Here is a 15,072-nt window from a genome sequence, read left to right on the forward strand (position 1 = left end):
ATTTCAACCATCCCGATCATTACTGAATTCATGTTATAAAAGGTGTTATATGCCAGGCGAAGAGGTCAGCCAAGCCAAGCAACAGCTCAGAGCAATTATTGAAGCCTATCTCAAAGATAGCGACGTTCAACGTGTGCTTGCTGCCTGCGATTTTGCTGATTTAGCGCATAGCGGTATTACGCGTAAAAGTGGTGAGCCCTATGTACTACACCCCATTGCAGTGAGTTGCATTTTGGCGCACATGCGTCTTGATGCCGATACACTGATGGCGGCCTTATTACATGATGTGATTGAAGATACTGAATTTACCAAAGATGAAATTGGGCAAAAATATGGCTTGGTTGTCGCTGAACTTGTAGATGGTGTCACCAAACTTAGCCATTCCAGTGATAAAGAATATAACAAAGCCGCATCGTTCCGAAAAATTTTACAAGCCACTCTACAAGACCCACGTGTCATTATTATTAAACTGGCTGACCGCTATCATAATATGACTACCTTGGGTGCACTTCGTCCTGATAAACGAGCGCGTATTGCGCAAGAAACACTGGATGTTTTTGTCCCGATGGCACGTCTCGTCGGGATGAACGAGATGGCAGATAACCTTGAACATCTATGCTATCAAAATCTTGATTTAGATATGTTTAATGATGTGCAAACCGCATTATTAGAAACCAAGCCAAAACGTTGTGAATATCAGGCAATTTGGGAACAAAAACTCTCTGACTTATTAAAAACACATGAACTAAAAGGCCGTATTAAAAAGAAAAATAACAATATCGAATTACTCCGCCATTTTGTTAAAAATGAAATTGATTTAAATGAACTCAGTCATAGTCATGCCTTTGAAATTATTTTACAAAGCATCGCCGATTGTGACCGTTTAGTTGAAGCACTCAAAGATAATTTCCAAGTTTTACAATATAGAGATCATATTCGCCGCCCACTACCTGGTGGCAATCAATCGCTCATGATCAAACTGAAAGGCGAAAAAACAACACTCTCTCTGACCATTCAGACTGAGCTGATGCGTAAAGCAGCGCGCTTTGGTGTTGTACTTGGGGAAAATGCACCTCAAGCCTGTCGTTCAGCGATTCAAGCCTCGATGCAAAACTTGAATACATTGATTGATAGTGGTTGTGCTAAAACCACATTTAGCGATTTGCTCGATTATTTACACCAAGAAAAAATCTGGGTGTATACGCCACATGGTCAACTGCATGAATTACCGCAGGGAGCAACGGTTGTTGATTTTGCTTATTCTGCCAGCCTATTTTTAGGCAACCATGCCGTGGGTGCAAAAGTTGATGGTGAAATTCGCCCATTGTCGACACCGCTACACAGCGGACAAGTGGTTGAAATTATTACCGATGTGCTTGCTACCCCAAATCCAGATTGGCTCAGCTTCATCAATACACAAAAAGCACGCCGCGCACTACAAAATATACTCCGTGAGCAAGACATTGAAGAACAACGCTTAGTTGGGCAACAAGCATTGAATCGCGCATTAAAACTGTTCCAACGTTCTATTAATGATCTTTCACCGACCGATTGGATTAATGTGCTCGAGTGGCGACACTTAAGCAGCAAGGATACCTTGTTCGAACAGATTGCCGTGGGAGATCTGCTGCCACAACTGGTCGCAAATCATCTATTTGCTCAGGACTACCATTCACAACATCAAGAAGTATCTGATCGTTTGATTATTGGTACAGAAGGCGTTGATGTAAAATATGCACATTGTTGTAACCCTGTACTTGGTGATCCAATTCAAGGACACCTGTCACGACGTGGCTTGATCGTACATCGCTCCCGTTGCCGCAACTTATTGCATGAACAGCATCTACATCCAGAAAATATCATGCCTCTACATTGGCAATCAGAAGAAATTGATGATGTTCGTTTCAGTGCTTATCTTTGTATCCATATGGCCATGAATGATGAACAAATTTCTGATTTGATTTATCAATGTCGAAAAGCAAAGACTGGTGTAGAAATGGTTCACTCTCAAGACCAAAAAACCTATGTCAATATTGTGGTAAGTAACCGTAATCAAATCGCACAGATCATTCGCGACTTAAGAATGCATTTTGGTTTTCCGCGTATTGAACGCTTAAATATGCCAATCGTTCAACCTGAAGTTGCAAAATTAGCGACGGCTAACTAGACCTCATTGTACCTGTACAATGAAAAGCGGCTGCGTTTTACAGATATAAAAATCCTAATAATCAATCGATACAACAGCGACTACCCAGTATTCAGCACTTTCGTGCCTGCACTTTTGTGTTAAAGTCACATGGTTTAAGATAGAAAAACCACCTAGGAGAGCTAAATGTCACGCCAAGTTATTCATACTGAACACGCCCCTGCTGCTATCGGAACATATTCTCAAGCAATTCTTGTTGGCAATACGCTCTATCTTTCAGGCCAGATCGGTTTAGATCCGTACAGTATGGAACTTGTAGAAGGCATTGAAGCTCAAATCCGCCGCGTATTTGATAACCTGAAAGCAGTTTGTACTGCTGCTGGTGGGAGTTTGGCTGACATTGCAAAACTCAACATCTTCCTTACCGACCTGTCTCACTTTCAGTTAGTAAATCAAATCATGGGCGAATACTTTGCTCAACCTTATCCTGCACGTGCCGCGCTTGGTGTTGCAAGCTTGCCTAAAAATGCGCTAGTTGAAATGGATGGGATTGTCATCATTCCATAAGTTTTTTAAATCTATATTTATCAAAAAGATATAAATAGCAAAAAATATCACCGATCAGGTGGTATTTTTTTATTCAAATTCTCAATAAGAATATATTCATTGTAAGAATGAAATTCATTGACAAACGATAATAATTATCAATAATATCAATTATCGCATTTATATTTGTGGCTCACTCCCATGTATGTTTGTTTATGTCGTGGAATTACAGATCAGGATATCAAAGACGCCGTTGCAAATGGCGCTGAAAGCTATCGTGAAATCCGTGACCTACTCGACCTAGGTACATGTTGTGGTCGTTGTGCTCCTGAAGCTCGTGCAATTATCAGTGATGAACTGGCCGAAATCGCTGCACGCATCTCTATAGCTGCTTAATTTATTTCTAAATAAGATCACTCAATTCCTACTCGTTTTTACGACTCCACCGCTTTTTGTAGAACTTTAGAAGTTCCTCATTAAAGCGGTTTTTTTATAAAAATCATAACAATATTAGGATGTTTTTGATTGTGATTTTCATTTGCCGTTCTATAAATTACTCGCCAGATGATTCTTTGTTGACTAAAATAATAAAAATTGCCTGAGTCAGAGTCTGTTGAGATTTCACAGAAGCTTGCGACTAAGGGCATTGTTTAGATGCTATTTGGCATCAGTTAGTGTTTTTGGAGTAAGCGCAATGAAAGGCAATCGTGAAGTTATTAACCAGCTCAATCAGGTGCTTTACCACCATTTAACCGCAATCAATCAATATTTTTTGCACTCGCGCATGTTTAATGATTGGGGAATTGAGCAACTCGGTTCAGCTGAATATAAAGAATCCATTCGCCAGATGAAACACGCAGATAAGATCATCGAACGTATTTTGTTTTTAGAAGGCTTACCGAACTTACAGCACCTTGGTAAGTTATATATTGGTCAACATACTGAAGAAGTTCTCAACTGTGATATTCGTAAAGTTAAAGAAAATATTGAGGCAATCAAGCAAACGGTTGAACTTGCAGAAGCAGAGCAAGATTATGTGACGCGTGACTTGGTTCAAGAGATCCTAGAGAAAGAAGAAGAATACTGGGACTGGCTCGATACACAGCTTGATTTAGTCGAAAATGTGGGTATCGAGAATTATATTCAAAGCCAAATCTAATTAGAAATTCCGATTTAGATTAAACCTAAAAATAAAAGCCCTAACTCGGGCTTTTATTTTTTACTTAGTTTTATTATTTAATTCGATAATCTCAGCCAGGCTAAGCTTCTGTTTATATAACCGATTTAATACCACCAATTGCTGCTCAGCATCCTTAACTTTTTGATTGTATACCAACAATTGAGCATACTTTTTCAGGTTATAAGGTGTTGCCTTATTCTTCACCATTTCCCCAAGTTGCTTCAAATCTGTCTCTGACATCATTGTTTTCGGGTTTAAGGCAATCCAATCCAGACGCTGCTGGAACTGGGTCAGTAGTAAAATTTTTGAACTTCCAAAAATTTCAGCTGTGGGCTGTTTATTTTTAAAGAGCAAACGGCTATTGTCCTGAAACAGTTTGTAATCACGCCAAATCAGTAATACCACGATAAGTGAGAGTATCCCAATACAGCGAATGACATTCTTATTTATAGTCACACCTTTTAATTTTGGTGTCTGAGCCTGAATCAATCCCAACAGGAAACCCATTGGAAGCAAGAAATAGGCATAACGCTGCGGGAATTCCAACATGGCATGAATCAGGATGGCAACCACCATTAGAATCGCAATCATGGAGATCGTGTCTTTGGCATTTTTATTCAGCCAGAAGAACCATAAACTCATGTACCCAATAATGAGAAGTCCAAGAGGTACCCCATTCCAGACTAGAATATCGAGTAGAACATTATGCGCACTGTTAAACCAAACTTGCACCGTATTAAAATCAATACTTTCAAAAACAGCAATACTGGTTTGGTTCCAACCATATCCGAACCAAGGTTTTTCAGCGATCGCATGTAAAATTTGTATCCACATCCCGATTCTTTCATGCCCTGATCCTGCACGTTGCGCAATTGATGCTGTTTGTGTCACACCTGTATCAATACTTGAGGTAAGTAATTGAGTTAGCAAAGGCAGTAAATAACTTGCAATCAAGGCATAAAAACCAAACCAGAGTAGTAATCTTGGAAAATTAAAACGAGGAGTATTTTTATGTTGCTTATGAATCCAGTAAAAGAAGAAAAAAATACAGACAACCCAAGAGGTTCTTGATTGAGTCAGCGTAATTGCAAATAGCGTGACCAAACTTGTAGGAATTAACAACCACAAGGTCAACCTTCTTTTCTCATATAAATATAAGCCTCCCATTAAGCCCATAATTAAGAAGGTTGCAAGATTGTTCGGCTGACCAAAATTGGCATATGGCCGGTTTCCTCTCAGTTTCATCACCGCATCAAGGTAAGCTTCAAGATTCAGCCACTGAATAATCGCCATAATCGCACTGATCAGCGAAATACTGAGCAATAAATAACTAACACCCAGCATGATTCTTTCGCGTTGCTCAGCTTGCAGGCTTAGGTTGTATCCAGCAATAATCATTAACCAGAATACAAAAAGATAAGAGAAGCTGAGAAATGCCGTACTAAAATCAGTAATCAGGCCGAAAGCCAACTGGCATAGCGGGATAAAAACAATACCCAACATCAAAATCTGAGGTCTAGGGATTTTTACGTTTTGCTTTAAGAGCAGACCACCCACAGCCAAGGCTGCGCCAAAACTCGCCAATTCACTGGAAAAAGTAACCCAGGGATAGGTATGAAATGGAGAGAGCCAAGCAAAGCTAATCAGAACGCTGGCAAGAAAAAAGCATAAAAATTGCATAGGTCATACATGAAAAAAGGCCTAGCGAATTATATCGCTAAGCCCTCACTTACCAATCAAATATAAGATAAAAACTACAATTTACTTCCAAGGGCGTAAGTCTACAATTTTAACCACCTCACCTTTTTCTTTATTGATGAGTACGGTCATATCAATACTAGTCGAGCTTAATGGTAACCATGCATCTGCATTTGGATAAGCTTTTATTATTTTTTCTACTTGTTGCGGTTCATTAAATTGACTCAAAACCTCAATATTTTGCGCATTGTCTCGCAATTGCATTCTGTTAGTTTCAAGTGATTGATAACGTTCTGGCCGCATAGCACTTGAAATACCCGTAGTGACTGCGTCAAATAAACTTTTATTTCGCTCTTCAACCGAGTTTCCTAAATTGATTGCAACAAACTGCGGTTTCAACCAAGAAGGAGTTTGATATTTCATCTTGGCTTGAGTTATATGTTCTTGAACAATTTCATTTTTCCTTACAAGTTCAAATCGATCCCCATTTTGTACAATCCATGCTGGTCGACCTTGCTCAATACTATATAACCCATAAGATAATGCCGATAACTGAAGTAAAATAACCACAGTCAAATCCATTATAAGGGTTTTTTTACCTTCTTTATAGACAAGCAAACCTAGCGATGGACCAACAACCACATCAATCGAAAGCATCATCAAAAAAATATTGGTCACTCCAACTGACTTTGCTAATGGTGCGGGATACCATAGGAAAAAAACTACTCCAATAACAATGAAAGCAATAAAAAAAGAAATTGTTAAATGGCTAATAAAAAATTTGATGCGTTTTGACATTAGTCTCTCAAAGTAAAAACAAAGCTCACATGTACGCAAACGGTTATGTACAATCGACAGGTTTTAAGCGATTTGGAATTCCAACCGAAGAACTACATCTCCAAGAACCATTTGCTTGACGATTTAAATATATTGATTTTCCTAGAAGCACTGCCGCTACACTATGCATTTGGCATTCTAAAGCAGGCTGAGAAACACCACTAGCATCTGGAGCATGAACAACATAATGACAAAATTGGGAATCAGGTGCTGAGAAACCCATATTATCTGTCGTGAATGCTCCACTATTGGCACCATCATTCATCACGAGCTCATATTGTGTTCTAGCCCCGTTAAGCTCAGCAATTGCAGAAGTAATTTGAGACTTAGCGACATAGTTCTGATACAACGGCAATGCTATGGCCGCAAGTACTCCAATAATTGCCACGACAATCATTAATTCAATTAATGTAAATCCTTTATTCATGGCAGTTCCCCCTAATTTTTAAATATCTTCAAACAATACAAAAAACATGCCATATAATTAAGTTTTAAATTTCAAAAACTTATCATTTAATTTTTTTTTATCGTGACATTCTAGATAACTTTCCAACAAAAATGTCATTTTAGGGATTGATCATTAAGCGTCTGATAAAAGTATTTCTCTAGTAGATTTTCATCGTAATCTTTATCATACCGTGTTGCGCCATTACCCACCCACACAACGACTTCTGATTTTGCTGTGACCATAGCTAAAGAAGTGGCTGCTGGAAAACCACCATTGCGGAAATACATCCTTGAAGCACTACTATCTTTTTGATATTGCCACATTGCATAACCATTACATGACTTAAATTGAGTGATATGACATTTCTTAAGATTATCCTCAGCAATATCCAAAATATTCAAATGTTCGCGCTGTAGCATACTATGGATTAATAATGCAAGACTTTTCGCACTCCCCGATAATCCAGCAGAAGAAGAAATGGACTGAAAATTAAAGGAATTATCATCGCTCTCTGTCCAAAAGTCATTATTCCGAAAGTCATAACGCACTTCATCCGGATAATAAATACCATCCACAAACTTAATATTATATTTTGCTAAAGAGTATGTTTTTTGAATAAATGCCCTATAGGGTTGTTGTGTAACACGCTCGATGACCGCACCGAGAAGACAGGTATTGCGGTTATCATAGGCATAGTGATCATTAGGCTCAAAGTCTAATTTCAGTTTGAGTAAAGTCGAAAGTTGTGAAGGACACCATGGTGTTTTATTCATTGCAAAAATCACATCTTCACTTTTCAAGCGATCAAAACCTGAGCGTTGTTGTAATAAATCAGAGATTGTAATTTTTTTTATTCTTTCATCTTTCAAGTTTTTTCCATTTAATTCATCAAAAAAATTGACCATCGGATCATCTAATTTTATTTTTCCATTATTGATTAAATCTAAAATTGCATTATTTGTTATTATTTTTGTCATGCTGGCATAGCGGAAGCGCGTGTTTTCAGAAGCTTTATTTGAAAAAACTGTTGTTTTCTCCCAGCCACTTTGACAATAGAATTGATGACCAGAAGAATCAATATAAGCAATTTGATTCGATAAATTTTTCTGATTTTTTATAATGTATTTTAAACTTTTTGGCATCCACTTAGGAGCATTCGCTGAGCAATTAATATTCCATACAGCTATTTGTGCTTGAAGAGGGTATACCAAACGCCAAAAACCGATACGATCAATTAGAGTGAAATGGGCTGTAGCACCAATAATAAAAATAAAGAGTAAAATAAAAACAATATCTTTCATCTTAAAAATTTTAAACATTAAAGCCCCTCCTCTTATTTTTTATCAGTACATATAGCTACTACAAAAAAAGATGTTAAGATAAGAATAACTCCATAATATGCGCCTCCATTAAAAATAGATGAAGAAAAAACATTTAAAAGTAGAGCCACAATAAATAATTCTTTTTGTTGCATATTTTTTAAATTTAATTTAGAAAAAAATCTATAAAATAAAATTAAAAAACAGATTAATCCAACTAAACCAAACTCAATTAAAATCTGTAAAATACTATTATGTGCTTGAACTCTACCATAGATATTTAGCTGTCTAATTGCTTCACCACCATACCCCCATACTGGATAGTAACTAAAATACTCTAAAACTTTCTCATAAACACTTATTCTACCAGAGGAAAAATGATCTACATTATTTAATTGAGAGTAAGCTCTAAAAATACCTAAAGATGGATGGTTTGTTGCAAAGTAAAGAGAAAACAAAGTTGAACAAAAAATCATAAAAACAACTAAAAAATTAAAATAATTACTTTTCAAAAAGTACAGATAGAAAATTAAACCAATAGAAACACCCACATAGGCAGTTCTAGAACCACTCCATAAAATAAAAGTCAAAATAAAAATTGAAATAATTATAAAAAAAATTTTTAGAGTATATTTTTTATAAAAATCGATCAAAAACAAAGAACAAAAAAAACATATAGACATATAATCTGTAAAATTCCTTATATTATTTGAAAAATATAGTCCACCAACCCAGTCATAATCCATAGGAGATAACAGCGAAAACCACAAGTGTAAAATTATGAGAACATGAGTCAGAGCAGCAAATACTAAAATATTACAGACCACAATAAAATCAACAATATGTTTACGCATTAAAAATAAAGTTAAAAAACCAAATAAAAAAACAGAATATATTTTAAACAACCCAATCAATGATTGATTAAAATCAAGTGGGGTGGTTATTGCACTAAATAAAATAACAAACATAAACAAATACACAAATAATTTTTTTTTTGACAATAAAGAAGAAATAAATAATTTTTTATAAACACATAAAACTAAAACAAAAAGATAACCTCCCCAACATGAGATATTGTAATTACTACTAAAACTATTACCATCAACCATAAAACTAACAGAAAAAACATATATATAGTAAAAAAAGGAAATAATATAATCTTTTCTTTCTTTAATGAAATCCATAACTACTTTACCTCAAAATTAATATAAGAAACTTTTGAGTGTACAAAAACAGATTTCTCTTCTCTTAATATCGGTGGTTCATGGTCTCCCACTATAACTACATAGGTACCTTTCAGTGCAGGTGAATTAATTAACTTTGACAAAGTATCAAAAAATTGTGTTTGTAATTTAAGGTTACGACAACTCGCTGTATCATCTTTAATCTGATTTTTTTTACAATCAAATAAATCTACTTTTAGATCCCGTTTATCGTAAATTGCATGAGTTGACAGGCTAAGCCAATATAAAAATAATTTATCCGTTACTTCAAATTCTTCTAAAACACGTTGAGCAATATCTTGATCACAATTTCCTGGGAACGAATAACAATGTGAGTTAGGGAGGTTTAATCCTTGGTCTCTAAATAGCATCTTCTTAAAGCCTGCTCTAGGATACCAATACTCCCTATCATACATTAGCCCTAATGCACCATGAACCGCCACAGTCTGATATCCATTTTGCTTATATAAGTTCGGTAAGCAGTTTTCGAAGCCTTTCATTTGGTTCTTTAAATTAAAATGTACAACTGCTTTTTGACATAACTCTCTTAGTTCTCCACCAATAGTAAAACCTTCAAAATCAATTTCTCCTTGCTCAATTTTGATTATTTTAGAACTATTCAACAATGGGGCAAGTACATCTTTTTGAATAGCTAGTTCGTTGGGTACACCCCATGATTCGTTTACGATCAATAATACTTTTTTATGTTTTGATAAATCATTAAATAATGATTTACTAGCACTCGGAACATTACCCCTTTGGAATGCCTCACCATCAACTGCATATGTTTTTATAAAACCTCTGTTCCTATAATCAAGATAATTTAAAAATTGTGATGCTACAACGCCTTTACCTTCTGGTTTCCAAAAACTAACTTTTTTATTATCTTCAAAATATATATAATATCCATATATCATTATCAAAATATTAAAAATTACAAGAAAATACTTTTTCAGATCATCTTTATAGAGTTTTATTATCAAATAAAATCCTATAATCAGAAAAAATAACAAGCTAAAGCCATACAGCTTATAACTATCTGACGAAATAAATGAAAATTTAAGTAAATAGAGAATATCAGCAAAACGAACAAAAGGAAATATTTGTGAAAAAACCCCTAAAAAATCAAAAAAATAAATAATAGAAAAAATAAATGCGAATAATAATTTTTGCCTAAAAACCAAGAAAAAAAAAGCTAAAAAATAATCAACATTAATTAAAGCGCGTTCACAACCTGTCCACCATGCCAATATCAATATAGAAAAATTTGATAAAAATATAATAACCGTACAAATTATAATATTTTTTATTTCTTTTTGATTTAACATTTTTTCATCTTTTCAAATAACAAGAAAATATAAAAAAGAAGAGGGATATCCCCCTCTTCTTTTTACGCCGATTCTATCAATTAAGAACCAGAACTTGCACAACCCGCTGGTTTATATTTAGCTAAAACAGTTGTTGCGCATGACCATGCGCCAGCTGAGCTACGTGTCCAAGTTAATCCTTGACCTGCAATTGCTGTTGCAGCAGAAGCACCAAATCTTGCTACGATAGTTGATGGTGTATTAGCATCTTCTCCAATCGTTACAGTTAAACCTGCTTGACCATTTACTTGTTGAGTACCGCCTAATAAATTACTTGCAGTCCAACCTAATTCACAAGCGTTAGCAGCTGTCTTACCATTTAGTACACAATCTTCAACAGCAGTTTTAAGCGAACCAGTTTCAGACATTACACGGCTAACTTGAGACTTTGCAATGTAGTTTTGATATTGCGGAATCGCAATCGCAGCCAAAATACCAATAATCGCGACAACGATCATCAATTCGATAAGAGTAAAACCCTTTTGCATTGATTTCATAACATTTCTCCAATGGATATTTTTTTATAAGCTTTTTTCAGCTATTTAGTAATTAGCATGTTTTATGCCAGTCCTTAGCTTAGCTAATTTTAACTTAAAAAAACAGAGACTTAAAAGAAATTCACACTGTACAAAAGAAGATCAAATTGGACATTTTCAGAAAAAAAATGACAAATAACGTCATCTTTACTGCTTAATTATTCATTTTTTTAGCTAACGAATTTGATTACTTTCTACTTGTATGTAAATTGAGCGACTCAATTCACAGAAAATTTATTTTTATTTATTTGATTTTTTTTTACCACTTATCGGAAGATAAGGGCTTCTTCTAATAACAAGTATATATACAGAACATTCTGCACATTAATCGTTTTTATAAAAAACAACAAGCAATATTTTTCACCCTCAATCAAAGCAAGCTCAATTTAAAATAATCGGTTCATTCGGCAATTCGTTTTGGTCATCACGCTCAGTTTTTACATAGTACTGATCTAATACTTGCCCAATTTCTGTAACCCCATTATTCACGGCGTGTAGGTATTGCTTTTGGGCCAATTGCAGCACGATACGCTGACAAATCTCATTCCAGGTTTCAGTGGGGGTGGCATTTTTTAAACCACGATCAATCACAATTTCAACTTTGCGCTCGCATAGATTAAAGTATAGCAATACACCACTATTCAACTCTGTATCCCAAACACCCAGTTCAGCAAACAGTTGCTGCGCACGTAAACGCGTATTTTGATGGTAGGCCTGTGAACAGGGAATATGCCCTTCAATCACCACCTGAATCTCACCGACATGGCCTTTTTCGGCCTGCTGTACCACTTTAGCAATCTCGGTACGATCCTGTTTACTAAAATAACGATGTGCTGATGAGACATAGAGAAAGTGTTTAAACCAACGTTTCAAACTCGGTTGAACATGCTCATCCACTTTAGGCTGAGTAATGATCTGTGTTGTATCTGTCTTGGTTACCATGAGCCTGATGCTCCTCCCCCGCCAAAGCTACCGCCACCGCCGCTATAACCACCGCCACTGCCGCCGCCAAAACCACCACCACCGCCTCCGCGACCGCCACCAGACAAGAACATCTGGAAAATCAGCTGTGCGAGTGAAGTAATCAATAAAAAGAAAATTCCAACACCGAGCAACAAACTCATCACCAGACCTGCACCATTAACTAAGCCTGCAACTGTTGCTACCACTGCTGCGGTAGATGCACTTAGACGATTCCCGACGATAAATGATCCCACGACACCTGCAACCAAAATAAAGAGTGCCATAGTTAAGGTATTGTCTTTGGCTTGCTGTGCCTGTAAGGCCTGCTCATGGCGATCTTTAAGTTCTTGAGCAGCTTGTTGTGCAATCTCAGGGTCTAAATTCACAATACGAGTGATTTCATCTAAACCCGCTGAAATCCCTTGTGCATATTGCCCCTGCTTAAAATAAGGCGTGATCTGATTCCGAATAATTCGACTTAATACTAAATCGGGCAACACCCCTTCCAACCCATAACCTGTCAGGATTTGAATATTGCGATCATTCACCGCAATCGCAATCAATAAACCATTATCACGCTTTGCTGAGCCCAGTTGCCATTTTTCACCAGTTCTCAAGGCAAAATCAAAAATCGCTTCTTGACCTGTTGTGGGCACAATAATCACACCAACTTGTGCTTTACCTTGTTGGTAGAGACTAAGGATTTTCTGATTCAGTTGCTGAGTTTCAGCATCACTCAAAATTTTGGCTTGATCGATAATCGGTTGGTTTAAGGTCGGTAAACCGCGAATCGATTCACCCTCTGCCATATCATTCGCCACTTGTGGCAAGGCAGGGGTTTCATTATTTTGCGTGGTGGGCGCAGCCGTCTTATTCTTTTGCTGCTCTTGAATGATTTTACCAGCAACTATCAAATCACTTTGATCTGTTGCAGTCGCGACCTCAGCCCATACCGTATGCTGGAAAAACAGTGTTGCAAAAACAATGGTTAAAACAGGCAAGATTCTCTGCTTTAAGCTCTGCTCAAACACATTCAACATACGGTGCTCCCTTACGGTCCAAGAACAATTTCAACGATTAGTTAAAAGAAACTGTTGGAGCTTGCTGTGCAGACTGTTCCGCCTTAAAGTTTTCTTTGGTTTTCATACCAATGACTTTAGCAGTCAAGGCTTGAGGGAATTGACGGACATAGCCATTGTAATCTTGAACCGTAGTAATATAACGATTACGCGCAACCGCGATACGATTTTCAGTACCCTCTAACTGCGCTTGAAGATCACGGAATTGTTCATTGGCTTTCAAGTCTGGATAATTTTCCGAAACAGCGATTAAACGTGATAATGCGCCAGTCAATTGACTTTGTGCCTGTTGATATTTCTCGAAAAGTGCCGGATCTTCCAATACTTCTTTATCTACTTTTAAACCCGCCACATTTGAACGGGCCTGAGTAACTTCAACCAAGACTTGCTCTTCGTGTTTCGCATAGCCCTTCACCACATTCACCAAGTTTGGAACAAGGTCTGCACGGCGTTGATACTGGTTTTGAACTTCAGACCAAGAAGCATTGACCGCTTCGTCCTTCACTTGCAGTGTGTTATAACCACAACCCGTGAACAATAAGCTGCTTGCCAATACGGTTGCCAATGCTGTTTGTTTGATGATTTTCATAAAAACGTACCCTCAGGTTTTTCTTTATATTTTTGCGATAATTCATTGTAATGAGATTTTTTGTCAGCTGTGTAACATTTATTAAAGTTGATATATCTGTATTTAAATAAAAAAGGCATTACCCAAGAATCTTAAAGTAATGCCGTGCTAAGCAGATTTTATTAAGGCGATTATTAGCTATAAATTTTAGATGCTGTCTCTTCTTGAAAACTCGCCATTCCATATTCGTCCGCCATTCGTGCTTTCCAGTAATTCACTAATTGCGTGTAATCATGTTTGGCAGGATGAAAATCAGCCTGATAATAAGATAGATATTCAGGAATTAATTGCAGTAGCATTTTACCCAGCAAATAGCCACCGAACAGGTTGCCTCCGAGTTTCGGGATACTTTTCCATTTATCTTGCCAAATCAAACGTGAGGTTGCATATAAGGTTAAGCTCGCAAACCCTGTGGTCACACTACGCATCAACAAACGACGAATACGATCATCGCCATAAACGGCTTGATACACATCAAAAGCAACTGAACGATGTTCAATTTCTTCAATTGCATGCCAAACCCACAATTTCATCGCATCATCATCCAATGTGCTCAATATTTCTGGATGCTTCAAGATATAGCCGCCCAACATCGCGGTGAAATGCTCAAAAGCGCAAGTTAAGGCCAGTTGTAATTTAGGATGAATATTTCGAAGTGCATCATCTCGTTTTGCCAACCATGCTTGAAAGCGATCCAGATTATAGTCTTCTCGTCGCCAAGCATCATTAAATTCTGTATGTGCTTTGGAATGCATCGCTTCCTGACCAATAAATGCCGCGATTTGTGCTTGCAACTGTGGATCTTGCACTTTATCTCTGACGTTGCGCACGCTATTCACAAAATACTGCTCACCAATCGGGAAGGTCGAAGAAAGTGCCGTAAGCAAATGTGACATCACTGGAGAGTTGGCAAAATAATGGCGTTTAATTCTGTTCGGATTAAACTGCAACCGACGCACCGTAATCCCGAGTGCTTTCGGACGATTTAAATACGTTTTTTCCACACTCGCATTTGCAAGAGTCATGTTGATTACCTGCATTCATTCCTAGACTGAGTTCGAGTATTACGCTAGGGAAAAGGCAGGGACAGGGCAAAAAAGCT

15 protein-coding genes are annotated in these 15,072 nt (G+C 36.9%); 4 read left to right on the plus strand and 11 right to left on the minus strand.

What is annotated here, in order from left to right; translation table 11 throughout:
• Positions 1-49: 49 nt before the first annotated feature.
• The 4 genes from F887_RS01495 (at position 50) to bfr (ending at position 3,851) form a co-directional block, all read left to right on the plus strand.
• Positions 50-2,167 carry a RelA/SpoT family protein gene (locus tag F887_RS01495; protein ID WP_005297345.1) on the plus strand — a complete coding sequence of 706 codons (2,118 nt, stop codon included), beginning with the start codon at positions 50-52 and terminating at the stop codon, positions 2,165-2,167.
• A gap of 165 nt (positions 2,168-2,332) precedes the next feature.
• On the plus strand, positions 2,333-2,713 hold the full coding sequence (locus tag F887_RS01490; RefSeq protein WP_005147310.1) for a RidA family protein: 381 nt from the start codon (positions 2,333-2,335) through the stop codon (positions 2,711-2,713).
• Positions 2,714-2,893: 180 nt separating this feature from the next.
• Positions 2,894-3,088 carry a bacterioferritin-associated ferredoxin gene (locus tag F887_RS01485; protein ID WP_004776027.1) on the plus strand — a complete coding sequence of 65 codons (195 nt, stop codon included), beginning with the start codon at positions 2,894-2,896 and terminating at the stop codon, positions 3,086-3,088.
• A 298-nt stretch (positions 3,089-3,386) separates the two neighbouring features.
• Positions 3,387-3,851: a heteropolymeric bacterioferritin subunit Bfr gene (gene bfr / locus F887_RS01480; RefSeq protein ID WP_005185491.1), complete on the plus strand. Its 465-nt coding sequence runs from the start codon at positions 3,387-3,389 to the stop codon at positions 3,849-3,851.
• Positions 3,852-3,911: 60 nt separating this feature from the next.
• On the opposite strand, the gene F887_RS01475 is transcribed toward bfr, so the two are convergent.
• The 11 genes from F887_RS01475 to F887_RS01425 form a co-directional block, all read right to left on the minus strand.
• Positions 3,912-5,552 carry a PglL family O-oligosaccharyltransferase gene (locus F887_RS01475; protein WP_005297346.1) on the minus strand — a complete coding sequence of 547 codons (1,641 nt, stop codon included), beginning with the start codon at positions 5,550-5,552 and terminating at the stop codon, positions 3,912-3,914.
• Between the two features lie 81 nt (positions 5,553-5,633).
• Positions 5,634-6,368, minus strand: a complete 735-nt coding sequence (tfpZ, locus tag F887_RS01470; RefSeq protein ID WP_005297347.1) for a TfpX/TfpZ family type IV pilin accessory protein — start codon at positions 6,366-6,368, stop codon at positions 5,634-5,636.
• A gap of 43 nt (positions 6,369-6,411) precedes the next feature.
• Positions 6,412-6,834 carry a pilin gene (locus F887_RS01465; RefSeq protein WP_005297349.1) on the minus strand — a complete coding sequence of 141 codons (423 nt, stop codon included), beginning with the start codon at positions 6,832-6,834 and terminating at the stop codon, positions 6,412-6,414.
• Between the two features lie 134 nt (positions 6,835-6,968).
• Complete coding sequence (locus F887_RS01460) at positions 6,969-8,174, minus strand: serine hydrolase domain-containing protein (RefSeq protein WP_005297351.1); 1,206 nt, start codon at positions 8,172-8,174, stop codon at positions 6,969-6,971.
• A 14-nt stretch (positions 8,175-8,188) separates the two neighbouring features.
• Positions 8,189-9,358, minus strand: coding sequence for an O-antigen ligase family protein (locus tag F887_RS01455; protein WP_005297352.1), 1,170 nt, complete (start codon positions 9,356-9,358; stop codon positions 8,189-8,191).
• A 2-nt stretch (positions 9,359-9,360) separates the two neighbouring features.
• Positions 9,361-10,725 (minus strand): sulfatase-like hydrolase/transferase, encoded by a 1,365-nt coding sequence (locus tag F887_RS01450; RefSeq protein WP_005297353.1) that lies wholly within the window; start codon positions 10,723-10,725, stop codon positions 9,361-9,363.
• Positions 10,726-10,805: 80 nt separating this feature from the next.
• Positions 10,806-11,252 carry a pilin gene (locus F887_RS01445; protein ID WP_416201971.1) on the minus strand — a complete coding sequence of 149 codons (447 nt, stop codon included), beginning with the start codon at positions 11,250-11,252 and terminating at the stop codon, positions 10,806-10,808.
• A gap of 429 nt (positions 11,253-11,681) precedes the next feature.
• On the minus strand, positions 11,682-12,242 hold the full coding sequence (locus tag F887_RS01440; RefSeq protein WP_005297357.1) for a TPM domain-containing protein: 561 nt from the start codon (positions 12,240-12,242) through the stop codon (positions 11,682-11,684).
• Positions 12,236-13,303, minus strand: coding sequence for a TPM domain-containing protein (locus F887_RS01435; protein WP_005297359.1), 1,068 nt, complete (start codon positions 13,301-13,303; stop codon positions 12,236-12,238). Before F887_RS01435 ends, F887_RS01440 begins: the two co-directional genes overlap by 7 nt.
• Positions 13,304-13,340: 37 nt before the next feature.
• Positions 13,341-13,931, minus strand: coding sequence for a LemA family protein (locus F887_RS01430; RefSeq protein ID WP_005147322.1), 591 nt, complete (start codon positions 13,929-13,931; stop codon positions 13,341-13,343).
• Positions 13,932-14,104: 173 nt separating this feature from the next.
• Positions 14,105-14,995: a metal-dependent hydrolase gene (locus tag F887_RS01425; protein WP_005147324.1), complete on the minus strand. Its 891-nt coding sequence runs from the start codon at positions 14,993-14,995 to the stop codon at positions 14,105-14,107.
• Positions 14,996-15,072: the final 77 nt, after the last annotated feature.

It is taken from the genome of Acinetobacter sp. NIPH 2100, assembly GCF_000369805.1.
Classification (GTDB): domain Bacteria; phylum Pseudomonadota; class Gammaproteobacteria; order Pseudomonadales; family Moraxellaceae; genus Acinetobacter.